This window comes from Stutzerimonas stutzeri, from assembly GCF_009789555.1.
GTDB classification, from domain to species: domain Bacteria; phylum Pseudomonadota; class Gammaproteobacteria; order Pseudomonadales; family Pseudomonadaceae; genus Stutzerimonas; species Stutzerimonas stutzeri_R.
The window spans coordinates 922608-946341 of the sequence record NZ_CP046902.1 but is presented as its reverse complement, the minus strand read 5'-3'; the positions used below and the strand labels follow the sequence as shown (position 1 = coordinate 946341).

The 23734-nt window shown below is 63.7% G+C and carries 25 protein-coding genes; 10 read left to right on the top strand and 15 right to left on the bottom strand.

The window, feature by feature from the left end:
- Window positions 1-310: 310 nt before the first annotated feature.
- The 9 genes from flgN to GQA94_RS04295 form a co-directional block, all read right to left on the bottom strand.
- On the bottom strand, window positions 311-751 hold the full coding sequence (gene flgN, locus GQA94_RS04335) for a flagellar protein FlgN (RefSeq protein ID WP_158186918.1): 441 nt from the start codon (window positions 749-751) through the stop codon (window positions 311-313).
- Entirely contained in the window at window positions 748-1023 is a 276-nt protein-coding gene (gene flgM, locus GQA94_RS04330) for a flagellar biosynthesis anti-sigma factor FlgM (protein ID WP_158186917.1), read from the bottom strand. Before flgM ends, flgN begins: the two co-directional genes overlap by 4 nt.
- 194 nt (window positions 1024-1217) lie before the next feature.
- A complete protein-coding gene (locus tag GQA94_RS04325) occupies window positions 1218-1643 on the bottom strand; it encodes a flagellar export protein FliJ (RefSeq protein WP_158186916.1) in 426 nt (141 codons plus the stop codon).
- Window positions 1640-2971: a flagellar protein export ATPase FliI gene (gene fliI, locus GQA94_RS04320; protein ID WP_158186915.1), complete on the bottom strand. Its 1332-nt coding sequence runs from the start codon at window positions 2969-2971 to the stop codon at window positions 1640-1642. Before fliI ends, GQA94_RS04325 begins: the two co-directional genes overlap by 4 nt.
- Before the next feature lies 1 nt (window position 2972).
- Window positions 2973-3671 carry a flagellar assembly protein FliH gene (gene fliH, locus GQA94_RS04315; RefSeq protein WP_158186914.1) on the bottom strand — a complete coding sequence of 233 codons (699 nt, stop codon included), beginning with the start codon at window positions 3669-3671 and terminating at the stop codon, window positions 2973-2975.
- A gap of 6 nt (window positions 3672-3677) precedes the next feature.
- Window positions 3678-4745 carry a FliG C-terminal domain-containing protein gene (locus GQA94_RS04310; protein WP_158186913.1) on the bottom strand — a complete coding sequence of 356 codons (1068 nt, stop codon included), beginning with the start codon at window positions 4743-4745 and terminating at the stop codon, window positions 3678-3680.
- Window positions 4717-6396, bottom strand: coding sequence for a flagellar basal-body MS-ring/collar protein FliF (gene fliF, locus GQA94_RS04305; protein ID WP_158186912.1), 1680 nt, complete (start codon window positions 6394-6396; stop codon window positions 4717-4719). Before fliF ends, GQA94_RS04310 begins: the two co-directional genes overlap by 29 nt.
- A gap of 20 nt (window positions 6397-6416) precedes the next feature.
- Window positions 6417-6737 carry a flagellar hook-basal body complex protein FliE gene (locus GQA94_RS04300; RefSeq protein ID WP_158186911.1) on the bottom strand — a complete coding sequence of 107 codons (321 nt, stop codon included), beginning with the start codon at window positions 6735-6737 and terminating at the stop codon, window positions 6417-6419.
- Between the two features lie 27 nt (window positions 6738-6764).
- The gene (locus tag GQA94_RS04295) at window positions 6765-8150 is read right to left on the bottom strand and encodes a sigma-54-dependent transcriptional regulator (protein WP_158190023.1); all 1386 of its coding nucleotides are present in this window, start codon (window positions 8148-8150) and stop codon (window positions 6765-6767) included.
- A 438-nt stretch (window positions 8151-8588) separates the two neighbouring features.
- Between GQA94_RS04295 and GQA94_RS04290 the strand changes: the two genes are divergently transcribed.
- Genes GQA94_RS04290 through GQA94_RS04260 form a run of 7 tightly spaced genes read left to right on the top strand, consistent with a single transcriptional unit; the run spans window position 8589 to window position 14868 of the window.
- Window positions 8589-9428, top strand: coding sequence for a FliM/FliN family flagellar motor C-terminal domain-containing protein (locus GQA94_RS04290; RefSeq protein WP_158186910.1), 840 nt, complete (start codon window positions 8589-8591; stop codon window positions 9426-9428).
- Window positions 9425-9796 carry a flagellar motor switch protein FliN gene (fliN, locus tag GQA94_RS04285; RefSeq protein WP_158186909.1) on the top strand — a complete coding sequence of 124 codons (372 nt, stop codon included), beginning with the start codon at window positions 9425-9427 and terminating at the stop codon, window positions 9794-9796. The genes GQA94_RS04290 and fliN overlap by 4 nt, the downstream gene beginning before the upstream one ends.
- On the top strand, window positions 9793-10548 hold the full coding sequence (gene fliP, locus GQA94_RS04280) for a flagellar type III secretion system pore protein FliP (protein ID WP_158186908.1): 756 nt from the start codon (window positions 9793-9795) through the stop codon (window positions 10546-10548). Before fliN ends, fliP begins: the two co-directional genes overlap by 4 nt.
- A 21-nt stretch (window positions 10549-10569) precedes the next feature.
- A complete protein-coding gene (locus GQA94_RS04275; RefSeq protein WP_158186907.1) occupies window positions 10570-10842 on the top strand; it encodes a flagellar biosynthetic protein FliQ in 273 nt (90 codons plus the stop codon).
- 21 nt (window positions 10843-10863) lie between these two features.
- Entirely contained in the window at window positions 10864-11643 is a 780-nt protein-coding gene (gene fliR, locus GQA94_RS04270) for a flagellar biosynthetic protein FliR (RefSeq protein WP_158190022.1), read from the top strand.
- The gene (gene flhB / locus GQA94_RS04265) at window positions 11636-12775 is read left to right on the top strand and encodes a flagellar biosynthesis protein FlhB (protein ID WP_158186906.1); all 1140 of its coding nucleotides are present in this window, start codon (window positions 11636-11638) and stop codon (window positions 12773-12775) included. The genes fliR and flhB overlap by 8 nt, the downstream gene beginning before the upstream one ends.
- The gene (locus GQA94_RS04260) at window positions 12772-14868 is read left to right on the top strand and encodes a flagellar biosynthesis protein FlhA (RefSeq protein ID WP_158186905.1); all 2097 of its coding nucleotides are present in this window, start codon (window positions 12772-12774) and stop codon (window positions 14866-14868) included. The genes flhB and GQA94_RS04260 overlap by 4 nt, the downstream gene beginning before the upstream one ends.
- A 76-nt stretch (window positions 14869-14944) precedes the next feature.
- Here the strand turns inward: GQA94_RS04260 and GQA94_RS04255 are convergent, their stop codons facing one another.
- Window positions 14945-15637 carry a dienelactone hydrolase family protein gene (locus GQA94_RS04255; protein WP_158186904.1) on the bottom strand — a complete coding sequence of 231 codons (693 nt, stop codon included), beginning with the start codon at window positions 15635-15637 and terminating at the stop codon, window positions 14945-14947.
- Window positions 15638-15840: 203 nt separating this feature from the next.
- Between GQA94_RS04255 and GQA94_RS04250 the strand changes: the two genes are divergently transcribed.
- Window positions 15841-17151, top strand: a complete 1311-nt coding sequence (locus tag GQA94_RS04250) for an MFS transporter (RefSeq protein ID WP_158186903.1) — start codon at window positions 15841-15843, stop codon at window positions 17149-17151.
- Between the two features lies 1 nt (window position 17152).
- Here GQA94_RS04250 and GQA94_RS04245 read toward each other — a convergent pair whose 3' ends face one another.
- On the bottom strand, window positions 17153-17485 hold the full coding sequence (locus tag GQA94_RS04245) for a PilZ domain-containing protein (RefSeq protein ID WP_158186902.1): 333 nt from the start codon (window positions 17483-17485) through the stop codon (window positions 17153-17155).
- Between the two features lie 156 nt (window positions 17486-17641).
- Complete coding sequence (locus tag GQA94_RS04240; RefSeq protein ID WP_158186901.1) at window positions 17642-17857, bottom strand: hypothetical protein; 216 nt, start codon at window positions 17855-17857, stop codon at window positions 17642-17644.
- Window positions 17858-18055: 198 nt separating this feature from the next.
- On the opposite strand from GQA94_RS04240, the gene GQA94_RS04235 reads away from it, so the two are divergent.
- Complete coding sequence (locus GQA94_RS04235) at window positions 18056-19501, top strand: iron-containing redox enzyme family protein (RefSeq protein WP_158186900.1); 1446 nt, start codon at window positions 18056-18058, stop codon at window positions 19499-19501.
- 37 nt (window positions 19502-19538) lie between these two features.
- Window positions 19539-20486 carry a methyltransferase gene (locus GQA94_RS04230; RefSeq protein WP_158186899.1) on the top strand — a complete coding sequence of 316 codons (948 nt, stop codon included), beginning with the start codon at window positions 19539-19541 and terminating at the stop codon, window positions 20484-20486.
- Window positions 20487-20550: 64 nt separating this feature from the next.
- Here the strand turns inward: GQA94_RS04230 and GQA94_RS04225 are convergent, their stop codons facing one another.
- The 3 genes from GQA94_RS04225 to GQA94_RS04215 form a co-directional block, all read right to left on the bottom strand.
- Complete coding sequence (locus GQA94_RS04225) at window positions 20551-21483, bottom strand: AEC family transporter (RefSeq protein ID WP_158186898.1); 933 nt, start codon at window positions 21481-21483, stop codon at window positions 20551-20553.
- Window positions 21484-21717: 234 nt separating this feature from the next.
- Window positions 21718-22242: a transcriptional regulator gene (locus GQA94_RS04220; RefSeq protein WP_158186897.1), complete on the bottom strand. Its 525-nt coding sequence runs from the start codon at window positions 22240-22242 to the stop codon at window positions 21718-21720.
- A 113-nt stretch (window positions 22243-22355) separates the two neighbouring features.
- Window positions 22356-23528 carry a zinc-dependent alcohol dehydrogenase gene (locus GQA94_RS04215; protein ID WP_158186896.1) on the bottom strand — a complete coding sequence of 391 codons (1173 nt, stop codon included), beginning with the start codon at window positions 23526-23528 and terminating at the stop codon, window positions 22356-22358.
- Window positions 23529-23734: the final 206 nt, after the last annotated feature.

The window sequence follows — 23734 nt, the reverse complement described above, 5'->3', positions numbered from 1 at the left end:
TATAAAGGCGACGGCACGGCGGGGTTTGTTAAAGGATTAATCCGGATGGGCTGGGATGGGCTTCTGGCTCTGGCTCTGGCTCTGGCTCTGGCTTGGCTTTTGGCTTTTGGCTTTTGGCTTTTTCTGGATTTTGCCCTTGTGGGAGGCCCGCCCCGGGGCGAAGCTTTTGCTCTTGGGCAGCCCTCAAGCCCCCTTCGCCGCGGGGCGCGCCTTCCACTGAAAGAAGCGGCGCGCGGGCGCTGGCCCCTGCGCAGGGCGTCGCTGCTGCGCAACCCGTCAGGACCGCCGCTTCTGGCTCTGGCCCGCGCGCCTAGTAAGCCTGGGGCGAGTAGAGTCGAGCATCCTGCCCGCCCGCGAGCAGTTGCTGAAGAATGTCATGGTGCATCGCGAGCAGTCGGCCGTTGTGTTCGTTGAGTTGCTGGCACTGCACGGCGAGATCGCCGACCTGCTGCCAGTGCTGCTGCAACGACTCGCCCCGCGCGCCCGAGCAACTGGACAACAGGCGCCGCATGCCGACGCCGGTCGTTTCCAGACGGAAGGCGGTCAGCACCTTGCTGCGCCGTTGAGCGCGCGCGGCAATGGCTTCCACGCGGACGGTAACCTGCTGGTTGATGCGGTCGATCTCGGGCACGTCGCGTTCCAGCAGCCGCGCATACAACTCCTGCATCAGCTCACGCAGGGCGAGGTAGTCGCCGCAATCCTGCTGCAAATCGTCATCGACGATCTCCAGCAACTTGTCGCGCTGGCTCACGCATCGTTCCCGCGGTGGTAACTGAGCATGCTGGACGCCAGCTCGCCCACATCAGTGGATATCTCGCCACGCTGCAGGGCCTGCTTGATCGCCGCTACGCGATCCAGGTCAACCTCGGGCATGGCGCGCAAGGCGTCGTGCATCTGCTCCAGCGGCAGGCTTTCGGCCTGGCGGGCGGAGGACTGCGGGGCGGGGCGAGCACTGACCGGACGAGCCGCAGCGGTCTCGGTGGGTGTCATAACGGCGGGCTTGAAATGCCGGCTGATTTCCATGATCTCGTTCCAACTATGTGGTTACTGCCAAACAAGCGACCGCTTGGCCGGAAACCTTAAATATTTTTTCGCCAAGGCTGACCGGTGGGCTTGCCGGCGATGCCGAGCGGTCAATGTCCATCAGCGATGACGGGCTAGCCTTTTCCCCGCACGCGAGGGGCGGGGAAAGGCCGACGGCTGACCGGCAACCGCTCCTAGGCGATCTGGTTGCGCCACCAGCTCTGCGCGGCAAGGCCGTCCTGAATTTTCTGCTCCTGCGCGACCAGCAGTTGTTGCCATTGCTGCATCTTGGCATCGATCACATGCGCGACGACCTTTTCGCTGCGCATGGCCTGCAGCATTTCCTGTTGCACGCGCGCCAGTGCCTGCTCGGCCACCACCAGTTCACGGCGCTGCAGTTCGATCATCTTGTACAGCGTGGCCTTGTAGCGCTGCTGGTTGTCGCGCTGCAACGGGGTGCTCATCGGTACGGAGAAGCCACACAGGCGGCTCAGGCCGGTGATGTTGTTGCGATAGCGCTGGCAGAGGTTCTGTTGGTACTGGACCTGCCCGAGCATCTGCTTGACCCGGTTGCCGCGCAAGCTGGCCAGGCGCGTGAGCGTTTCGATCTGCTGTTTCATGGTTTCCTGATGATGCTTTGCAGGATGCCGAGGCTGGCTTCCAGCTCCGCCGCCTCGCCCACGTCCTGGCGTAGAAAGCGCTCGATGGTGGGCGCCAGCTGCACGGCGCGGTCGGTCTTGGTGTCCGCACCAGGGCTGTAGCCGCCGAGGGGTATCAGTTCCTTGATTTTCTCGTAGGTGCTGTAGAACTCCTTGAGTTGCCGCGCCGCGCCCAGGTGCGCCGGCTGGCCGACCTGGCTCATGCAGCGACTGACCGAGGCGCAGATGTCGATGGCCGGGTAGTGACCGGCATCGGCCAGGCGGCGCGACAGCACGATATGGCCGTCGAGAATCGCCCGCGCGCAGTCGACGATCGGGTCCTGCTGGTCGTCGCCCTCGGCCAGTACCGTATAGAGCGCGCTGAGGCTGCCACTGTCGTTGGCGCCGTTCCCGGCGCTTTCCACGAGTTCCGGCAACATGCCGAACACCGACGGCGGATAACCCTTGGTCGCAGGCGGCTCGCCCAGCGCCAGGGCGATTTCGCGCTGGGCCATGGCGTAGCGGGTAAGCGAATCCACCAGCAGCAACACATCGTTGCCCTGATCGCGAAAGTAGGCAGCGATGCTGTGGCACAACTCGGTGGCCTTGAGCCGCATCAGCGGCGATTCGTTGGCCGGCGCGACGACCACCACGGCTTTCTTCAGGCCTTCTTCACCCAGCGAATGCAGCAGGAACTCCTGCACCTCGCGGCCGCGCTCGCCGATCAGCCCGACCACCACCACATCGGCCTTGGTCTGACGCGTGATCATGCCCAGCAGCACGCTCTTGCCGACACCGGAACCGGCGAACAGGCCGACCCGCTGGCCTTTGCCCAGCGTCAGGGTCGCATTGATGGCACGCACCCCGACGTCCAGCGGTTCGCTGACCGGCTTGCGCTTGAGCGGGTTGACCGATGGCAGCTCGGTGGGCAGCGGATCGCGCCCACTGAGCTTGCCGAGTTCGTCCAGTGGTTCACCGAGGCCGTTGACCACCCGGCCGAGCCAGGACGCGTCGATGTACAGCTTGGCATCGTCCGGTGCCGGAAACACACGGGAGCCGGATGTCAGGCCCACGGGTTTCTTGAATGGCATCAGGTAGGTGATGTCGCGGTTGAAGCCCACCACCTGCGCTTCGAGCATGCTGCCGTCGCCCTGCTCGACGAAACAGCGCTGGCCGGTCATGCGCTGGCAGCCGAGGCTCTCCAGCAACATGCCGGATACCCGTACGAGGCGTCCACTGACCCGGGCCAGTTGCACGGTGTCCAGCGAGCGCAGGGCCTCATCGAGCCGAAAGCTCTCGCGCAGTGACATCTCAGGCCTCTGCCTTGATATGTTCGGCCAGGGTGTCCATGCACGAATCCAGACGCTGCTGGCAGCCGATGTCGGCTTCGGCCTGGGCGGTCACCACGCGGCACTCACCGAGCGCCAGCTTCTCGTCGGCGACGAGGCGCCAGGCCGCGGCACGTTCGGGCGCGAGTTCCTTGATCCGGGTGCACTCCTCGGGGCTGAGCAGGATGCGCACCTCTTCCTGATCGCCCGGCATGGCGGCCAGCGCTTCCTCGGCCAGCGTCAACAGCTGGGTGGGGTGCAGGGTCAGCTCGCAGCGGATCACCTGCCTGGACACTTTCTGCACCAGCTCGAGCAGTTGCTCACGGCGGGCTTGTTCGAATTCCTGGCGGAAGTGGTCGAAGCGCTCGATCAGCGCGTCCATGGGCCGGGCCGCGGCTTCGAAACCCTGGCGGCCCTGGGCACGGCCCTCTTCACGGCCGATGGCCTTGCCGTCCTCGAGCCCGCGCTCGAAGCCTTCCCGGTGGCCCGCTTCGCGGCCCTGCTCCAGCCCCTGCTCGTAGCCCTTGTCGATGCCTTCCTGAAATCCGTCGGCCACTGCACGCTGCAGCGCCGCCGGATCACCGGCTGCGCTGTCGGCCAGCTCTGCGGCTGTCCTGACCCGCGGCGGAAAGCGAAACGGGCGCCAGGCGCGGCCTTCACCCTTGATTACCTTGATGCTCATCGGCGCTTACTCGACCGTCTGTTCGCGGAACAGCTGAACCTGCAACTCGCCCTCGGCGGACATTTCGCGGACCACCGCCATGATGTCCTTGCGCACCTGTTCGACGCGCGACAGCGGTACCGGGCCCTGACGGCGGTTGATGGACTCCATCTGCTGCGCCTGACGTTTGGGCATCGCCCCCTGGATGGCCTTCACCAGCGCGGGCTCGGCGCCCTTCAGCGCAACCACCCACTCTTCCAGCGGGATCACTTCCAGCAGGGTCTGCAACACGTCCTGGTTCTGACGCGAGAGGATGAAGAAGTCATACATCTCGTCCTCGATCTTGCTCACCAGCTCCTCGTTATGGGCGCGCAGCAGCTCGAACATCTGGTCACGATTACCCTTGAAGCGGTTCATGATGTCCGCCGCCTGCTTCACACCGCGCACCTGCGAGCCCTGGTTCGAGAGCACCTGGAGGCTGCGGTCGATCAGTTGCTCAAGCTCGGCGATCACGTCGCTGTTGACCTCATTGAGGTTGGCGATGCGGTAGAGCAGCTCATCCTGGCGCTCGGCCGGCATGCACTCGAGCACATCGGTGGCCATCCCCGGCGGCAGGAAGGCAAGGAAGACCGCTTGCATCTGCGCGTGCTCCTTGGCGATCAGCGCCGCGAACTGCTTCGGATCGAGCCATTCCATCTTGGCCATCTTGGCGCGAATTTCCTCGCCATAGATCGAATCGAGCAGCGACCGGGTGATGTCGCCGCCGAGTGCCTTGCCCAGCATCCCCGAAAGGTAGGTACGCGATGCACCCTTGATGCTGCTCTGCTCCTTGTAGTCATCGAAGAAGCGGCTGATCACGTCCGAAACCATCGGCTGCTTGACGTTCGACAGTCGCGCCATGGCCTGGCTGATGCTGATGATCTCTTCACGGGAAAAGTTACGCAGGATGCCGGCGGAAATGTCATCGCCCATGCTCAGCATGAGGATCGCCGCCTGGTCCAGCGAGCTCACCGAGCGCAACTGTACCGGGCGCGCCTTGATCTCCTTGCTCGAGCCGGTGGGCGACTCAGCTGGCTGGGTTGAGTTCTCTTTCATTGCGGCCTATCCAATGCTTGATGACTTCCGAAACGCGCTCCGGGTCGTTCTTGGCGAGCATCTGCAAGTGCTCGATCTGCAGCTCCAGCCCCGAACCGGGCGCTGGCAGGCGAATCTCCGAAAGCGGGTTGAGTTCGCCGAATACGTGAACGCCATCGCCGCCGGTGCGCGGACTGGCCAGCGCCGCTCGCGTCTCCATTTCCAGCGCCGTCGGCCCTGGCATCGCCGCGACGGCGTCGTCCAGCGTGGCGCCGTCGGGCTCGGCCGGTGCGTTGCGCTGCGTCAGGCTGCGCACAGCCGGGCGGACCACGATCAGCAACAGCAGCAGCGCGATCAGACCGGCGAGGCCGAGCTTGGCCAGCGCATGCACTTGGGTGTTTTCCCACCAGGGCACGTCCTGGGCGACGGCTTCGACGCTGGCGAAAGGCAGGACGCTGAGTGTCAGCAGGTCACCACGCGCGTGCTTGAAGCCGACCGCGCTGCGCACCATCGCTTCCAGTTCCGCGCGGGCTTCCTCACTCCAGCCACCTTCCGGGGCCGCATCGGCGTTGAGCACCACCGCTACGCTCTGCTGGCGCAGGGAAAAGCCGGCGTGCTTCACATGCACGACGCTCTGGTCATAGTCCAACTGACGGGTGGACTCTTCGCGCAGGGAAGTCGCCCCCTTGGTCTCGGTGGTGTCCGCTGCCGGTTCCTCGCCTTCCTTGGGCGGCGCGACGGGGCGGTTGGCGAGCGAGCCGGGAATGCCCAGCGCGAGCTGGTCCAGCGCACTCTCGTTGCTCAGCACCTCTCGACGCAGGCGGGGGGTGTCACCGAAGGACTGGAAAGTCTCCTCCTTCTGGCTGAAGTCGATATCGGCCGCAACGCTGATCCGATAATTGCCGTTGCCGAGCACAGGCGCCAGCACCTGCTCGATGTTGGCGACCGCCTTTTGCTGATAGTCCTCGACGGCCTGCCAGTTCTGCGCCGGGCCACCGCCGACGTTCAACCCGCGCGACAGAAGCGCGCCATACTGGTCGACCACGCCGACGTCCTCGGGCTTGAGGTTAGGCACGCTGCCGGCCACCAGATTGACGATTGCGCCGACCTGATCGGCGCCCAGCTTGTAGCCGGGTTCGAGCTGTAGCATCACCGAGGCCTTGGTCGGCGCCCGTTTGCTGATCACGAAGGAGCTGTTTTCTTCCTGCGCCAGGTGCACGCGCGCATGCTGCACGCCCTTGAGCGACATCACCGTGCGCGCCAGCTCGCCCTCAAGGCTGCGCTTGAGGCGCACATCCTGCACGAACTGGCTGGTCCCCAGCGGCTCTTCCTTGTCGAACAGCTCGTAGCCGGCCGGCAGCGCCACCTTCACGCCCTTGGCGGCAAGCAGCATGCGCGCGCGGGACAGCTGGTCCTCGCGCACCAGGATCTGGCCACTCTGCGGATGGATGCGATACTGCACCGCTTCACCGTCGAGTACCTGCATCACTTCCGCGGCCGGAAAGGACTCACCCGCACCGTGCAACGGTCGGAACGAGCCATTGTCGCGCCAGAGATAGAAGGCCACGGCCACGGCCAGCGCCGCGGCGATCACCGCCATGCCGGCGAGGGTTACCCGCGGATCGAGCTGGAGCCCGCCGGCGGGCAGCTTGCTTTTGATTTTCTGCAGCACGTCTTAGCTCTCACGCCCGGTCAAAGCGGCATTCTCATGACGTCATCGAACGCCGTGGTCAGTTTGTTGCGCACTTGCAGCAACGCGGAAAACGACACGCTGGCCTTCTGGCTGTCGATCATGGCGCCAACCAGATCGTCACTCTTGCCGCTATCGACTGCCGCCACCGCCGCGCTGGCGTGGTGCTGCTGGGCATCGACCGAACGCATCGCCGCCATGAACAGACCACCCGCATCCGGAGCCGTCTGGCTCGCAGGCTTGATCGCCGGTTCGCCGGCCACCTCCGCGAGCTGCTGCATCCGGCCCAGCAGATCCTGCTGCACCTGCATGATTGAACTCATCGCTGGCTCTCCCTTGATACGTTGGAATCAGAAATTCATCTCGATGCCCTGCTCGCGCATGGCATTGAGGCGATAGCGCAAGGCGCGCGAGGTCATGCCGAGGCTGGCGGCAGCCTTGGACTTGTGCCCGTCGAATCGGCGGATGGTGTCGATCACATGCTGGTACTCGGCCCATTTGCCGCTGGCGCGCAGCGCGGCCTTGCCAGTCTCGGTGGAGGACAGCGGCGCCCGTTCGGCACGGACCTCGACCGGTGCCGGTGCGACCAGCCCGAGGTCCTGCGGCTGGATAAACAAGCCGTTGCGCAGCACCAGGGCGCGTTGCACGGTGTTCTCCAGTTCGCGGGCGTTACCGGGCCAGTCGTGCTGCAGCAGGGCGCGGCAGGCCTCGGCGGTGAACAGGTCTTCATCGGCCTCTTGCGGTGCATACTTGGCAACGAAGCGACGGGCCAGCGGGAGCACGTCTTCCTTGCGCTCGCGCAGCGGGCTGATGTGCAACGGCAACACGTCGAGACGGAACATCAGGTCGGAGCGAAAACGCCCTTCGGCCACTTCCACCTGCAGGTCGCGGTTCGTCGCCGCGATGATGCGCACGTCGAGTTCGATTTCGCGCCGACCGCCCAGACGCTCCACGCGCTGCTCCTGCAGCACGCGCAGCAGCTTGGCTTGCAGGCCCAGGGGCAGCTCGCCGATTTCGTCGAGCAGCAGGGTGCCGCCGTTGGCCAGCTCGAACTTGCCGGGCTGGGCCGTCACCGCACCGGTAAAGGCGCCCTTCTCGTGGCCGAACAGGATCGATTCGAGCATCTGCTCGGGGATGGCGGCGCAGTTCACCGCGACGAACGGCGTGTCGGCGCCGGCGGAGAAGCGATGGATATAGCGTGCCATCAGCTCCTTGCCGGTACCGGTTTCACCGGTGATCAGAATCGGCGCGCGGGTCAGCGATACACGCTGAGCCATGGCCAGCAGGCGGCGACCGGCCTGGGAACGGGATACGAAGCTTTCCTGCGCGGCATCGGCGTATTCCTGGCGACGCAACAACGCGCTGAGCTGGCTTTCGCTGAAGGGTGACAGCAGATAATCGACACAACCCAGTTCGAGCAGGGCCGCGGCCTTCTCCTGATCGGCGTACTGCACGACCGGAATGACACTGGCCGCGCGACTCCGCCGGATCAGTGAATCGACTTGCGCATATAAAGCATGCTCGGCGACACCATTGATAATGACGAATATCAGCGACGCATCCTTCAACGCGACATGATCGAGATCATTCAGGTCCGCATGACATTCGACCGCACATCCTTCTTTGCGCAGGCTTGAATCGAGGAACTCTCCGCCCGCCTCGGTGGTATTACCGACGACAACGACTTTCTTGCGTACCGACACGCGAGCATAGAGCTCTTCGCACGAGTAGTTCATTGCATGACTGACACTTTTCAATGTGACCACCTTGGCGCGGGTACGCCTATCGCTCAAGCACAACGCAGGGTTTCGCTGAAAAAATATTTAACCTTTGCGGAACTTCCGTCGCCTTGGCTGTCCAACTCAACGAACAAGATGAACACCGACAACCGACCGCTCCGAAACAATTGCGCGCACGTTAACAACGCCCGCCCGGAACCCTCCAATCAGTTCCGCTAAAATTAAATCAGCTGTTATCAAACGATCTCAAAAGGGGTCATTTGATACCTATTGATTTAATCCCTCCTCGCGCCTATGCCTAGACTGGCGGCACGCTAGAGCCGTGCCTGCGATTTCAGGCAATGCAACATCCCGCCCTGGCCAAACGACCTTCTGCTTATACCGCGCAACCGGCTTCGCCCGACCGTGCAAGAACCAGGACACACCGTTCACAACATGTCTGGCAATTCAAAAGTCCATCATGGCGTGCCCGCCCAAAGCCTGACTGTATTGAAACCGCAGAAGCTTGGCCGGCATCACCACAAGATCCCGCAATACATCAAGGAAACCACCAACAAGAACCCGCGCTTGATGGGTGATTATTTCCTTCGCAATTATCGGATCAGCCTCGAACTGAGCAAGGTTGACGTACAAGAGCCGAATGAGAAGGTCCCCGACTGCATTTATCGCTCGCCTATCGGCAAAGTCGGTTTTTCCATTGACCGCGCCCTGCTCACCGAAGCCCTGGAGTGTTATTACGGCGGGACCATGGTGCCCAGCCAGGAGACACCGCCAATCAGCACGTCCGAACAACGGATGCGCAATCGCCTGGGCCTCGACCTGACTTATATATTCGCGCGCTCGATATTGTCCGGCGCCACCTTTGGCGAACTCGAGCGGTATGAAAACGATTATGAAGAAACCCGTTGGGAGTACGTGGCCGAGTTCGAATACGTCAGCCATCTGACCCACAGCCGCTCATCCATTTTCATTCATCTGGACGCCGATCTGGTCGATGAACTGACCAGTCGCCTGGCCGGCCCGTTGCCCGCTCGGCTGGCCGGCAGCCCGGTCGACCACATCAAGCATCTGCCGGTACGGCTGGACTGCGTGGTCGCCTCGGTGCAGATGCCGCTGTCGCAAGTGCTCGGCCTGCAGCTCAACGACATCCTCATGGTGCGCCCGCTGGACCGCTATGAGGTGCGTATCAATCAGCAGAAGCTTTTCCGGGGGACCGTCTTCGAAGAAGACGGCGCCCTGTTCCTCACTTCACTTGAAAGCGTGAAATCCCAATGACCGGCCAACTGTCCGACAACGAATTCGAGAACCTCATCAACGAGGGCGACCTCAACCTCGACGCGGTCGAGGAACCGACCGCCGCCCCCGCTACGCCGCCGCAGGCGCCGCGCCAGGACCTGAGTTTCTTCGGCAAGATTCCGGTGAATGTCACCCTTGAGGTGGCTTCGGCGGAAATCTCGTTGAAAGAACTGATGGAGTGCGACACCAGCAGCGTCATCGTGCTCGACAAGGTGGCCGGCGAGCCGCTGGACGTCAAAGTCAACGGTACCCTGTTCGCCAAGGCGGAAGTGGTGGTGATGAACGGCAGCTACGGCCTGCGCATCGTCGAACTGTCCGGCACCAGCCTGGACGCACTGACCCAATGAAACTGCACCGCGGCCTGTTGCTGCTGTGCCTGCTGCTGGTCAGCCTGTTCCCGTTCGCGGCCCAGGCGGCTGGCGGCGAGATCACACTGTTCAACCTGAACGATACCGAAAATGGTCAGGAATTCAGCGTCAAGCTGCAGATCCTGATCATCATGACGCTGCTTGGCTTCCTGCCGGCCATGCTGATGATGATGACCTGCTTCACTCGCTTCATCATCGTGCTGGCGATCCTGCGCCAGGCCATCGGCCTGCAGCAAAGCCCGCCGAACCAGGTGCTGATCGGCATTGCGCTGATCGTCACGCTGCTGGTGATGCGCCCGGTCTGGCAGGAAATCCACAGCCAGGCGTTCGAGCCGTTCCAGAACGACGAAATCACACTGGAACAGGCCCTGGACCTGTCCAAGGGCAGCCTGTCCGGCTTCATGCTCGCGCAGACCAACAAGACGTCGCTGGAAACCATGGTTTCGCTGGCCGGTGAGGAAATACCCGAAAACCTCGAAGACCTGGATTTCTCGCTGCTGTTGCCGGCGTTCGTGCTGAGCGAACTCAAGACCGCGTTCCAGCTGGGGTTCATGATCTTCGTACCCTTCCTGGTGATCGATCTGGTGGTGGCCAGCGTACTGATGGCGATGGGCATGATGATGCTCTCGCCGATGATGATCTCGCTGCCGTTCAAGCTGATGATCTTTGTGCTGGTCGACGGCTGGGCGCTGTTGATGGGCACGCTGACTACCAGTATCCAGCCGTTTTAGTCCCACCTCCCAGGCGCTCCCATGCTGACCCCCGACACCGCCGTCCACTTCGTCTCCAACGCCATCCACATCATCGTGCTGGTGGTCTGTGTGCTGGTGGTGCCGAGCCTGCTCGGCGGGCTGCTGATCAGCATTTTCCAGGCAGCCACGCAGATCAACGAGCAGATGCTGAGTTTCCTGCCACGCTTGCTGATCACGCTCGGCATGCTGATGTTCGCCGGTCACTGGATTCTGAACACCCTGAGCGACCTGTTCATCGAGACGTTTCGCCAGGCCGGGCGGCTGGTCGGCTGAGCCATGGGCAACGAACCCATCATGCAGGCCGGGCAGTACCTGCAATCGCTACTGGGCTATTGGTGGCCGTTCTGCCGGATCATGGCCGTGTTCAGCCTGGCCCCCCTGTTCAACCACAAGGCGGTCAGCGTGCGGGTGCGCGTGCTGCTGGCGATGGCGCTGACGGTGGTGCTCACGGCTGCGCTGCCCGCCACGCCGGCCATGGACCCGCTGTCGCTCAAAGGCATCCTCACCGCTGTCGAGCAGATCGCCATGGGTTTGCTGCTGGGCCTGGCGCTGCTACTGGTCTTCACCGTGTTCACCCTGATCGGCGATATCGTCTCGACCCAGCTCGGCCTGTCCATGGCGGTGTTCAACGATCCCATGAACGGCGTGTCCTCGGCGTCGATCATCTACCAGGTGTACTTCATCCTGCTGGCGTTGTTGTTCTTCGCCATCGACGGGCACCTGGTCACCGTCACCATCATCTACCAGAGCTTCGTCTACTGGCCGATTGGCAGCGGGATCCATTTCGACGGGCTGCAAACCATCGCCTGGTCGTTGAGCTGGGTCATCTCCGCCGCCCTGCTGATCGCCCTTCCGATCGTGTTCTGCATGACCCTGGTGCAGTTCTGCTTCGGCCTGCTCAACCGCATTTCGCCGGCGATGAACCTGTTTTCGCTGGGCTTCCCCATGGCCATCATCGCCGGCCTGACGCTGATCTACCTGACGCTGCCGAACCTCTCGGAAGCCTATCTGCATCTGACCCGCGAACTGCTGGGCAATATCGGCGAGCTGTTACGGAGCGGACGCGATGTCTGAGCAGAACAGCAGCCAGGAAAAAACCGAAGAGGCCTCCGAACAGAAGCTCAAGAAGAGTCGCACGGATGGTCAGGTCACTCGCTCGAAAGACGTCGCCACTACCGTCTCGCTGCTGGCCACTCTGCTGGTATTGAAATTCAGCATCGGTTTTTTCTTCGATGGCATGCAGCAGGCGTTCAGCTATTCGTATATCAATTTCCATCAGAGCGAGATGAGCCTCGACGACCTTCAGCTGATCCTCACCCATAACCTGCTGGTGTTCATCAGCGTGCTGTTGCCCTTGCTGATCACGCCGATCCTGGTGGTCGCCTTTGCACTGGTGCCGGGCGGCTGGGTGTTCGCCTCGAAGAACTTCGCCCCCAAGTTCAGCAAGCTCAACCCCATTACCGGGCTCGGGCGCATGGTCGGCGCGCAGAACTGGACCGAGCTGCTCAAGTCGCTGCTCAAGATCGGCGCGCTGCTCGGCATCGCCGTCGTCCAGCTGTACTACGCGGCACCCAAACTGATTGCCTTGCAACGCGGCGACATCAGCAACGCCATCGGCAGCGCCTTTTCGCTGACTTTCGACCTGGCGATTTCCTTGCTGCTGGTGTTCGTGCTGTTCTCGTTCATCGACGTCCCGCTGCAGCGCTTCTTCTTCCTGAAGAAAATGCGCATGACCAAGCAGGAGCGCAAGGAAGAGCACAAGAACCAGGAAGGCCGCCCCGAAGTGAAGGCGCGCATCAAGCAGCTCCAGCGCCAACTGGCGCAGCGCCAGATCAGCCGGGTGATCAAGGACGCCGACGTGGTGATCGTCAACCCGACGCACTACGCCGTGGCATTGAAGTACGACCCGAAGAAGGCCGAAACGCCGTTCGTCATCGCCCGCGGCGTCGATGAAACCGCGCTGTATATCCGCAAGCTGGCCCAGGCCAACCACCTGGAGGTGGTCGAACTGCCGCCGCTGGCACGGGCGATCTACTTCAGCACGCAGGTCAACCAGCAGATTCCCGCACCGCTCTATACCGCGGTCGCCCACGTGCTGACCTACATCCTCCAGCTCAAAGCCTGGAAGCAGGGTCGGCGGGCCAAGCCGACGCTGGCGAGCGACATCCACATTCCCGAAGAACTGTTCAACCGAGCCCGAGCATGAGCCTGATCCAGAAACTGACGCCGACTTTCAGCAGCGGGCGGATAGGGATTCCGCTGATCATCCTGTCGATCCTGGCGATGATCATCCTGCCGCTGCCTCCCCAGCTGCTGGACGTGCTGTTCACCTTCAACATCGCCATGTCGATCCTGGTGCTGCTGGTCAGCGTGTCGTCGAAAAGCCCGCTGGACTTCTCGCTGTTCCCCACCGTGATCCTGATCACCACGTTGATGCGCCTGACGCTCAACGTCGCGTCGACGCGCGTGGTGCTGCTCGAAGGTCACAGCGGCACGGGCGCGGCGGGCAAGGTGATCGAGGCGTTCGGCGAAGTGGTGATCGGGGGCAACTTCATTGTCGGCCTGGTGGTGTTCGTGATTCTGATGATCATCAACTTCATCGTCATCACCAAGGGCGGCGAGCGGATCTCCGAGGTCACCGCGCGATTCACCCTGGATGCCCTGCCCGGCAAGCAGATGGCCATCGACGCCGACCTCAACGCCGGCCTGGTCACCCAGGAGGAAGCCAAGGCGCGACGCCAGGACGTGGCCAAGGAGGCGGATTTCTACGGCGCGATGGACGGTGCCTCGAAGTTCGTTCGCGGCGATGCCATCGCCGGCATTCTGATCCTGCTGATCAACCTGTTCGGTGGCTTCGCCATCGGTGTGTTCGTCCACGATCTGGCCGCGGGCGAGGCGTTCAGGCAATACGCCCTGCTGACCATCGGCGACGGCCTGGTGGCGCAGATTCCCGCCCTGCTGCTGTCCACCGCGGCGGCGATCATCGTCACCCGCATCAATGAGTCGAGCGACATCACCAGCCAGGTCCAGCGCCAATTGCTGGCCAACCCGGCCTCGCTGTACACGGTTGCCGGCATTCTCTTCGTGCTCGGCATGGTCCCGGGCATGCCCCACATGGCCTTCATCGGCTTCGCCGCACTGATCGGCTTCATTGGCTGGCGCGTGTCGCTGCACGAGCCGCCTGCTGCTGGCGCCGACCTCAAGGAAATCCAGGCGATCGGCCAGGCGATGGACAAGGAAAAGGCGCAATCGCTGGCCTGGGAAGACATTCCGTTGGTCGAGCGGCTGTCGATCTCGCTCGGCTACAAGCTGGTCGGACTGGTCAACGAGGCCTCCGGCGCGCCACTGCCGGCACGGGTGCGCGGGGTGCGCCAGACGCTTTCCGAACACCTGGGATTCCTGCTGCCGGAAGTCCAGATTCGCGACAGTCTGCGACTGAAGGCCTCGCAGTACGATATCTATATCAACGGCGAAAAGATCGACGGGGCCGAGCTGCACGCCGACCGCCTGATGGCGATTCCCTCGCCAGAGCTGTATGGCGAGATCGACGGCATCCTTGGCACCGACCCGGCGTATCGCATGCAAGTGGTGTGGATCCTGCCATCGGATAAATCGCGCGCGCTGAACCTCGGTTATCAGGTCATCGATTGCGCCAGCGTCGTCGCCACGCATCTGAACAAGGTGGTGCGCGAGCACCTGCCGGACCTGTTCAAGCACGACGACGTCGAGCACCTGATGCAGCGCCTGACCGTGCAGGCACCCAAGCTGGCCGAAAGCCTCAAGGCCGCGCTGACCTATACCCAGCAAATGCGCGTCTACCGACAGTTGCTGCTCGAAGAGGTACCGCTGCGCGACATCGAAACCATCGCCAGCACCCTGCTCGAATGCAGCGAAACCACCAAGGACCCGGTGCTGCTGGCTGCCGACGTGCGCTACGCGTTGCGCCGCAGCATCGTATCGATGATCGCCGGCGATCGCCGCGAACTGGCGGTGTTCGTGCTGGAGAATGCCCTGGAAAACACCCTGCTCAACGCGCTGGCCATCGCCCAGCAGGCCGGCCAGGTGAGTCTGGATAACATTCCGGTGGAGCCGAGCCTGCTCAACCAGTTGCAGAACAGCATGCCGGTAGTGAAGGAAAAGCTGCGCAAGGATGGCCATCCGCCGATCCTCACCGTGATGCCACAGTTACGCCCGCTGCTGTCGCGCTACGCGCGGGTATTCAGCCCGGGCCTGCATGTGCTGTCGCAGAACGAGATTCCTGATCGCGTCGGCGTGAACATTCTCGGCACGCTTGGCTAGGCCGCGCGCCGCCTGGGCCCGAGACGGGCGCTCCAGCCATAACGCGCTCGTATCGAACCCGGCCGCCACTGCGGCCTTATAGGTTCTCCGCCAGGAAGACCAGCGAACGACCGTGCGCGAGCGCAGCGGCGGTCTGGTTGTACATCGGCCGTTCCCAGCAATTGAAGCCGTGATCGACACCGGCATAGGTTTCGATCTGCGCCGGTTTGCCAGCCATCGCCTGACGCAACGCTTCCACCGCGTCGGTGGTGATGTAGTGGTCCTGTTCAGCGAAGTGAAACAGCGTCGGGCAACCGATCCTGGCAGCCTGATCCAGCCGGTTTTCGATGCCGCCGGGGTAATAGCAGATTGCCGCGTCCACGCCGGCATTGGCGGCACACAGATACGACAGCAGGCCACCCATGCAGTAGCCGATCGACGCCACCTCGCCGCTGCAATCGTCACGCTGGCGCAGCGTTTCGACGGTGCGCCGCAGGTCATCGATGGCCAGGCCGAAATCGAGCTGCTTCATCAGTTCGAACGCACGGTTCCAGTCCTGCTCGCCGTAGCCCAGCCGGATGCCCGGCTGGCTGCGCCAGAACAGGTCCGGCGCCAGCACCACATAGCCGTCGCGCGCGTATTGGTCGGCCACGGCCTGGATGTGATCGTTGACACCGAATATCTCCTGGATCAACACCAATCCGGGGCCAGCGCCGGTGGGCGGAAGGGACAGGTACCCCTTGAAGGTCTTGCCATCCTGCGCGGGAATATCGATCCACTGTGAAGTCATGTTCGTCTCCTCTGGCATGGGTTGAGGTCACGGGCGGTCGGCAACCGAAGGGCCGCCGCAAGGAGTTGCGACAGGGCCCGGCAGGCAGAGTTCGCTGCGTACCGGCATCCGGCTCGTCGGTGCGCGCAGGTCCGGTGGAACGAATACCCTCCTCAGCCGTGTCGAAACCCTGACTGCCCAGCCGCTGCCGAGGAGATCAGCCGATGCTCAACAGGCCCGCCGACTTCCAGCCGAGCCAGGACGCCGAGGGTCGACGCCTGTACCGCAAGATCGCCTGGCGTCTGATTCCATTCCTCTGCCTGTGCTACCTGGCCGCCTATCTGGACCGCATCAACGTCGGCTTCGCCAAGTTGCAGATGGCTGACCAGTTGCAACTCAGCGATGCGGCTTTCGGTCTTGGCGCGGGCCTGTTCTTCGTGGGCTACATCCTGTTCGAGGTGCCGAGCAATCTGGTGCTCAAACGCATCGGCGCACGGGTCTGGATCGCCCGGATCATGATCACCTGGGGCGTGCTCTCGGCCTGCACCCTGCTGGTCACCACGCCGTCGCAGTTCTATCTGCTGCGCCTGCTGCTGGGCATCGCCGAGGCTGGCTTTCTGCCGGGCGTGCTGTATTACCTGACGCTGTGGTTCCCGACCTACCGCCGCGGGCGGATGATCGCCCTGTTCATGATCGGACTGCCGCTGTCCAGCGTGATCGGCGCGCCGCTGTCGGGTTGGATTCTCGATCATTTCGATCAGGTTCAGGGGCTGCGTGGCTGGCAATGGTTGTTTCTGCTGGAGGGCATTCCAAGTGTGCTGCTCGGGCTGCTGGCCCTGCGCCTGCTGCCTGAGGGCCCGCAGCGTGCCGATTGGCTGGACCTCGGCGAGCAGGGTCGGGTGCTGCGCGACCTGACAGTGGACGAAGCGCAGAGCCCGGCCAGTGGCGAGCGCTTTCGCGAGGGATTCTTCAATCTCAAGGTATGGATGCTCGGCGGCATCGACTTCGCCATCCTGCTCAGCGCCTACGCCATGGGCTTCTGGATGCCGACCTTCATTCGCAACGCCGGGGTCCTCGATGCGTCCGATATCGGGCTGCTGACGGCGTTGCCGAGCGTTGCGGCGGTATTCGGCATGCTCGCGCTCGGCGCCAGTTCGGACCGTTATCGGGAACGCCGCTGGCACATCATCCTGCCGTTCTGGATCGGCGCCGCCGCCATGGCGGCCAGTACCGCGTTCACCGACAGCGTGCTGGCAACGGTGCTGCTGTTCTCCATCGCCCAGGCCGCGATCATCGGCGCGGTGCCGGTGTTCTTCAGCCTGCCCGCGACGTTCCTCACCGGCACCGCGGCAGCGACCGGCTTTGCCCTGGCCTGCTCGCTGGCCAATATTGCCGGCCTGGTGAGCAATACGCTGATCGGCTTGGCACTGGATGTCACCGGCAAGAGCAGCGTCGCCTTGTTGTTCTTCGCCGCCTGCCTGGTGCTCGGCTCGCTGCTGGTGGTCGCCCTGCCGGCGAAGGTGGTCAACCGCTAGCTCAGCGTCGCCTGGGCAGCAGTTGAGCCACCATCTCGACGAACGCCGGGCAGGGCCGGTCGAGGGCGAAGCCCATCTCGAACGAGTCGCGACGCGAGTCCTTGCGCACCCATTGGCAGATCACCACCACATCGATTTCCCGCAGCCGCTCGCCGTGATCCGGCACGTGCAGGCGCATCTCGTAGCAACCGCCGATGCCCAGCGGCTGCTTAGCCACCAGCCGCAGGCCGCCAATGGACAGGTCACCGACGTAACCCATGGGATCGCCACTGAGGCGATTGGTCACCTGGATACGGCTGATATGGCGAAAGGCAAGACGGCTGTGTTGGCGCATGGCGGCTCTGGTGTCCTTTGTTCCACCGCGACGTGCGGAAGAAAACCCCTGCCGGCCACAGCGGCGGGCGGAGTGCTTAAAGGCAGCAGGCGACCGGAGCGCGCCGAAACTTAAGCGAGCGCGACCCTCGATTGACGGGACGGCCGCGCCATGACGCTAGCGCTCGGGGTTCTGCGGTCGGGGCCGCTTGAGGGCTTCTTGCTCGCTGACCTCGTCCGCCATGCCCGGCGGCACGTTATAGGCGCCGCCGGGCACATCGTCGCGACCACCGCCGGCGGCTTCGCCCTGGGTGCCGCCCGCCGGATCACTGCGAGTAGCCTCGCGCTCCTCGCGCGTTTCCTGATTGTCCTTGCCACGCTCGGATGGGTTCATGGGACCTCCGTCTGCTGGTTGTGGATTTGCCGGGCACTCGTCGGTGCCCTGTAGTTAGGAAGACGGTCCCCTGCGGAAGTTGCATGTCAATCATCCCAGCAGGACGACCGGCCATTCGGCAGAAATGCTGAACTTATCGCCGACCACGACGGCCAAAAAAGCCATCTGGGGCTTTCCCAACTGCCGCCGTGTGAACTTATGCAATTGACTCGAAGCCTGCCCGTAGACGCCACCCTCATCGCAACCGAGGCAGCGGCACCATCCAAGGCGCTGTATTTCGCGCTGCTCGATACGCCCGCCAGCGACAGCGTTCGCGCCAACGCGGAGCAGTATCTCAATGCTCAGCTGGAAGCCGCGGCGCAGTTGCCCTGCGATCTACCGCCAGAGCCGGCAGGCCTCGGTGAATGGCTCACCGCCCATACCGCCAAGGTCGGTGGCCACTATCAGGCTTACCTCGACGAGCGCCGAGCCGGTGCGCCGCGCCGTTATTTCAGCAGCAAGGCCCATGCACTGCATTTCCTGCAAGGTGTCGCGCCTACCAAGCTGGTCGACGGCGCCTGGCTGTACGGCCTGCTGCAGCGTTGGGACGATGCTCGTTTCACGGCGCTGATCCAGACCTACCTGGAAGAGTTGGGCGAAGGCCAGCCGGCGAAAAACCATGTCGTGCTTTACCGCAAGCTGCTCGCCAGCCAGGGCTGCGACGACTGGCAGAACCTGGAGGACGACCACTTCGTTCAGGGCGCGATCCAGCTCGCACTGGCCGAGCATGCCGAACAGTTTCTGCCCGAAGTGATCGGCTTCAATCTGGGCTATGAGCAGTTGCCGCTGCACTTGCTGATCAGCTCGTACGAACTGACCGAGCTGGGCATCGACCCGTACTATTTCACCTTGCACGTCACGGTCGACAACGCCGACAACGGCCACGCGAAGAAGGCCATCCAGGGGCTGTTGTCCGCCTGGCCGCAGGTCGGTGACAGTGAGGAATTCTATCGCCGGGTCATCAATGGCTACCGGCTGAACGACCTGGGTGCGAGCACCCTCTCGGTGATCGCCGGGTTCGATCCCGAACAGCAGGTGCTGCGCGTGCTGGAAAAGAAGGCCGGGGTCGGGCAGTTCGTGCACTCGGACTACTGCCGCTTCGATGGTTACACGGTTAACCAGTGGCTGGCCGAGCCGGAGCGGATTCCTGAATTTCTGGAAACCTTGCAGCGACGCGGCTGGATCAAACGCCACGAGGACCCGCAGCACAGTCGCTTCTGGCAGATGATCGTCGGCGAACAGGCGCCAATGTTCGGGGTTTTCAGCGCCCATGAGCAGCAGCTGATCCACGACTGGATTGCCGGCGACTGGCTGGCAGGGCAGGCACCGACCCGTGGCAAGCCACACCCGTCGCTGGCCCAGCGTCACGGCCAGTTCAGCGGGCGCCGGCGCGTAACGAGCGAGCGGCCCACCAGGCCCGCCCTTGTGCAGGACCAGGCAGCCAGCGACTTCGACCAGGAAGCGCAGTTGCTCGAACAGCAGTTGGCTCAACTGCCAAACCGCGACGCTCGCATGCGCCACCTGTTGCCCTTGCTGTCGCCGGCGCGCCACCACAGTGCCGCTGGGCTGCTGGCCACCCGTATTTTCACCGGACTGTTCAACTGATTCCGTTCAACTGAGGCGAACTCGCCAGGGAACCTTCATGACGCTGGAAAACGCCCAGGACCGCGCATTGCTGCACTTGGCTCAAGCGCTGCGTGATCGCGGCTATCACTTCATCACACCCACACCGCTGACCCACGAACGGGTCAATCAACGCATCGAAAACCAGCTCGCCCAGGACCTGACCGGCGTGTTTGGCTGGAGCCGTCCGTTCCAGCATGAGCTGCTGCCCCCGGCGTTGTTCAGCCTGATGGATCAGGCCGGCGTCCTGGCACCCTGCGGCACGCGTTGGCGCAGCCGGGTGCGGCTGTCGAGTCTCGACGGCCAGCTGTTCGTGCATTCGGCGTACCCCACCGATGCGCCGGATGCCGTGTTTTTCGGCCCGGACACCTACCGATTCGCCAATGCGATCCTGGCGCACCTCAACAACCACAAGGGCAGCATCGGGCGCGCAGTGGACATCGGTTGCGGCTCCGGCGCTGGCGCCATCCTGACCGCGCTGGCGCGGCCCCACGCCGACGTGCTGGCGGTGGATATCAACCCCGAAGCGTTGCGCCTCGCGCGCATCAACGCGACGCTGGCCGGCGCGGACAACCTGACCGTTCGCCATAGCGATCTGCTGACCAATGTCGAGGGGGAATTCGATCTGATCCTGGCCAACCCGCCCTATCTGGTCGACCCTGGCGAACGCGCCTACCGCCATGGCGGTGGTCCGCTGGGCGCGGGTCTGTCGCTGGCGATCTTCGACAGTGCGCTGCAACGCCTGGCCCCGTGCGGCACGCTGCTGCTCTATACCGGCGTGGCGATGATCGGCAATCGGGACCCGTTTCTCGCTGAAGTCAGCCGACGCCTGGAGGGGCGCGGGTTGCAGTGGCGCTACCGGGAAGTCGATCCGGATGTGTTCGGCGAGGAACTGCTTGACGGTGCCTATACCGAATGCGATCGGATCGCGGCGGTTGTGCTGGAAGTGACCCGTCCGCAAGCGTGACCGCTTTCGATGGGTCCGGCTGATACCGAGGGAGGGCCCAACCGCCGCCTCCCCGGATCGGCGGTTACAGCGGCAGCAGCACCAGGCAGGCCGACAACGTGAGCAGCGAGCCCAGCGTGGAGTACAGCACCACGCGCGAGACTCGTGAGGCCTCGCGCCCGTAGAATTCGGCGAGCATGTAGGGCCCGGTGCCGGTAGGCAGCGCGCTCAGCAGCAACGCCGAATAGGCCCAGAGGGTCGGCAGCTCGAAGACCTGGAACGCCAGATACCCGGTGATCAGCGGCTGTACCACCAGTTTCAGCGCCACCAGCGGCCAGACGCCCGAGACGTTACCGCCGGGTTGAGGCTGGGCCAGAAACAGTCCCAGCGATACCAGCGCGCAAGGCGCCGCAGCCGCGCCGAGCAACTTCAACAGGGTTGCCAGCGGCACCGGCAACGCCATCCCGCTCGCGGCCCAGACACCCCCCAACAGCGGGGCCACCACCAGCGGATTGCGCAGCAACGCGCCGCTCACCTTGCCCAGCGTACGGGCGAATCCCTGGCCGGCGTGCAATCCGGTTTCAACGCAGGCCAGGGCGATGGCGAACAGCACGCACACGACGATGATCGAGGCGACCATGGCCGGCTGCAGCGCCTCGTCACCGAGCACCAGCATGCACAGCGGAATACCGATATAGCCGGTGTTGGCGTAGGACGCTCCCAGCGCATCGAGACTGGCATCGGCCAAAGGTTGCTGCTGCGCCAGCCGATAGATCAGCGTGAAGCCGAACACGCCGAGACAGCCCGCGGCGAACGCGGCGATGAAGCCCGGCTGCCAGAGTTGCGTCCAGGTCGAGGTGGCCACCACGCTGAACAGCAGCGCGGGCAACCCCAGCCAGACCACGAAACGGTTCAGTTCGGAGGCGCCATTCGGCCCCATGCGGCCGGTCCGACGGCATAGATAACCGAGAAAGATCAGCGCAAAAACCGGCAGGACGACATTGACGACGGCGGACATGAGTTCTCATCGGCAGGCTCGCCGACAGCGAACTGGCGGCGCGGGAAGGTGAAGCGGCCGGATGACCGGCGGCAAACCTTAGCAAAAAACCAGGCGGGAACGGGTGCCGATATGAGGTTCGCGGCCTGGCATGAACGCAGGCCGGGCATCGGGCCGGGTATTGGGCGTGGCGAACAGGACGCGAGGCGCCCGGCAAAAAACCGAGGGCAGGCGCTCGGGCGCTCGCGGTGTGTCTCAGTGCAGCAATGGCGAGGGACTGTAACCGTTGGGCTCGGCGCGCGCCGCGGCGAATTCGGCCTCGACCCGCCCACGCATGGCGTCAGGAGGCTCGGGGAAGCCGCTGCGATCGCTGTAATCCCATTCGGTCACCAGCCTGCTTTCGCTGGAAAGGCCCTTGGCGCAGGCCAGGTCAACCGCTGTGATACCCGCCACGGCGCTGGCGGCAATTGCTGCATTGACCTGCTCGGTACCGGTTTCGATGCTCATGCCGAGCCCGGCCAGGTCCAGCGCATCGCCGCCGATGCGGCCGTAGATCCAGGGTTTTGGGTCGTCGCTCAGCAGCAGGCCGATGCCGGTCGCCACCTCACGCACACCGCAGGCGCGAATCAGGCCCTCGTTTCCGGGCACGCCGAGAAAACGCGCCAGCTTGCCCGGCATCGCCAGTTGCACGACGCCCAGCCCGATGCTGAACCAGCCCAGGCTGCGGGCAAGCGTGCGGGCCGAATGATTGGGACGGGTAACTCGATGTGGAACACTCATGGAAACCTCCTCGTTAGCCACTTCCAAACGTGCGGAACGGCACTGGCAGGCCCCTGTGAGAACGCCGACGGCAAAGCGGCCTTACCGACGCGGTCATTTTCACAGGGTCTGCCTCAGGGTTTGAGAACGACTTTGATGCAGCCGTCGTGCTTGTCGCGGAAGGTCTTGTACATCTCCGGGCCCTGCTCGAGGCTGACGCTGTGGGTGATGACGAAGGACGGATCGATCTGGCCTTCCTGGATGCGCTTGAGCAGGTCGTCGGTCCAGCGGTTGACGTGGGTCTGGCCCATGCGGAAGGTCAGGCCCTTGTTCATGGCCGCGCCGAACGGGATCTTGTCGATCAGCCCGCCATAGACCCCCGGAATCGAGATGATGCCCGCCGGCCGGCAGACGTAGATCATCTCGCGCAGCACGTGCGGGCGATCGGTTTCCAGCATCAGTGCCTGCTTGGCGCGGTCGTACATGGAGTCGATGGAGCGCGCCGCGTGGGCCTCCATCCCGACCGAGTCGATGCACTTCTCCGGCCCCTTGCCGCGCGTCAGCTCCTTGAGCCGCTCAAGCACGCTTTCCTCGTCGAAATTAATGGTGATCGCACCGCCAGCGCGCGCCATGGACAAGCGCTCGGGCACGTTGTCGATACAGATCACCTGCGCGGCGCCCATCATGATCGCGCTGCGGACGGCGAACTGGCCGACGGGGCCCGCCCCCCAGACCGCGACAGTGTCGGTGGGCTGGATGTCGCACTGCGCCGCGGCCTGCCAGCCCGTCGGCAGGATGTCGCCGAGAAACAGCACCTGCTCGTCGGTCAGGCCGTCGGGAATCACCACCGGGCCTACGTCGGCGTAGGGCACGCGGACGTATTCGGCCTGACCACCCGGGTAACCGCCCGTGAGGTGGGTGTAGCCGTAGAGCCCGGCGGTGGTGTGGCCGAACACCTTGTCGGCGATGTCCTTGTTGCGGTTGCTGCGCTCGCACACGGAGAAATTGCCGCGCCGGCACTGGTCGCACTCGCCGCAGACAATGGTGAACGGCACCACCACGCGGTCGCCGACTTTCAGCTTCTTGTTGGCCGAGCCGACCTCCATCACCTCGCCCATGAATTCATGGCCCATGATGTCGCCGTGCTGCATGCCGGGCATGAAACCGTCATACAAGTGCAGGTCGGAGCCGCAGATGGCACAGGAACTGACCTTGATGATGGCGTCGCGCGGGTCCTCGATGGAGGGGTCGGGTACGTGATTGTCGCAGCGAATATCGTGCTTGCCGTGCCAGCGAAGGGCTCTCATGGAAAAATCTCCTGGTTCGGTGTTCGGAAACGCCGCCGTGGTGGTTCTTCCTGATTGATCGCCGCTGGGCGGCAGTTGCTCCTGATCCGACTGCTGCCATCCGGCAGGGTACGGCGTGCGTGCTATCAGATTTTTAGTAAGCGCGGCTGCGGCAGAGTTGCCTGAAAGGTCGCCGTGACAGCCGAATCACCGACGGGCTGTCGTGC

Excerpts from the sequence above, each read along its gene's own strand:
- flgM (WP_158186917.1), bottom strand. The coding sequence starts at position 1,023 with ATGGAAATCAGCCGGCATTTCAAGCCCGCCGTTATGACACCCACCGAG.
- GQA94_RS04325 (WP_158186916.1), bottom strand. The coding sequence starts at position 1,643 with ATGAAACAGCAGATCGAAACGCTCACGCGCCTGGCCAGCTTGCGCGGC.
- fliI (WP_158186915.1), bottom strand. The coding sequence starts at position 2,971 with ATGTCACTGCGCGAGAGCTTTCGGCTCGATGAGGCCCTGCGCTCGCTG.
- fliH (WP_158186914.1), bottom strand. The coding sequence starts at position 3,671 with ATGAGCATCAAGGTAATCAAGGGTGAAGGCCGCGCCTGGCGCCCGTTT.
- GQA94_RS04310 (WP_158186913.1), bottom strand. The coding sequence starts at position 4,745 with ATGAAAGAGAACTCAACCCAGCCAGCTGAGTCGCCCACCGGCTCGAGC.
- GQA94_RS04300 (WP_158186911.1), bottom strand. The coding sequence starts at position 6,737 with ATGAGTTCAATCATGCAGGTGCAGCAGGATCTGCTGGGCCGGATGCAG.
- GQA94_RS04295 (WP_158190023.1), bottom strand. The coding sequence starts at position 8,150 with ATGAACTACTCGTGCGAAGAGCTCTATGCTCGCGTGTCGGTACGCAAG.
- GQA94_RS04290 (WP_158186910.1), top strand. The coding sequence starts at position 8,589 with ATGTCTGGCAATTCAAAAGTCCATCATGGCGTGCCCGCCCAAAGCCTG.
- fliN (WP_158186909.1), top strand. The coding sequence starts at position 9,425 with ATGACCGGCCAACTGTCCGACAACGAATTCGAGAACCTCATCAACGAG.
- fliP (WP_158186908.1), top strand. The coding sequence starts at position 9,793 with ATGAAACTGCACCGCGGCCTGTTGCTGCTGTGCCTGCTGCTGGTCAGC.
- GQA94_RS04275 (WP_158186907.1), top strand. The coding sequence starts at position 10,570 with ATGCTGACCCCCGACACCGCCGTCCACTTCGTCTCCAACGCCATCCAC.
- fliR (WP_158190022.1), top strand. The coding sequence starts at position 10,864 with ATGCAGGCCGGGCAGTACCTGCAATCGCTACTGGGCTATTGGTGGCCG.
- flhB (WP_158186906.1), top strand. The coding sequence starts at position 11,636 with ATGTCTGAGCAGAACAGCAGCCAGGAAAAAACCGAAGAGGCCTCCGAA.
- GQA94_RS04260 (WP_158186905.1), top strand. The coding sequence starts at position 12,772 with ATGAGCCTGATCCAGAAACTGACGCCGACTTTCAGCAGCGGGCGGATA.
- GQA94_RS04255 (WP_158186904.1), bottom strand. The coding sequence starts at position 15,637 with ATGACTTCACAGTGGATCGATATTCCCGCGCAGGATGGCAAGACCTTC.
- GQA94_RS04250 (WP_158186903.1), top strand. The coding sequence starts at position 15,841 with ATGCTCAACAGGCCCGCCGACTTCCAGCCGAGCCAGGACGCCGAGGGT.
- GQA94_RS04245 (WP_158186902.1), bottom strand. The coding sequence starts at position 17,485 with ATGCGCCAACACAGCCGTCTTGCCTTTCGCCATATCAGCCGTATCCAG.
- GQA94_RS04240 (WP_158186901.1), bottom strand. The coding sequence starts at position 17,857 with ATGAACCCATCCGAGCGTGGCAAGGACAATCAGGAAACGCGCGAGGAG.
- GQA94_RS04235 (WP_158186900.1), top strand. The coding sequence starts at position 18,056 with ATGCAATTGACTCGAAGCCTGCCCGTAGACGCCACCCTCATCGCAACC.
- GQA94_RS04230 (WP_158186899.1), top strand. The coding sequence starts at position 19,539 with ATGACGCTGGAAAACGCCCAGGACCGCGCATTGCTGCACTTGGCTCAA.
- GQA94_RS04225 (WP_158186898.1), bottom strand. The coding sequence starts at position 21,483 with ATGTCCGCCGTCGTCAATGTCGTCCTGCCGGTTTTTGCGCTGATCTTT.
- GQA94_RS04220 (WP_158186897.1), bottom strand. The coding sequence starts at position 22,242 with ATGAGTGTTCCACATCGAGTTACCCGTCCCAATCATTCGGCCCGCACG.
- GQA94_RS04215 (WP_158186896.1), bottom strand. The coding sequence starts at position 23,528 with ATGAGAGCCCTTCGCTGGCACGGCAAGCACGATATTCGCTGCGACAAT.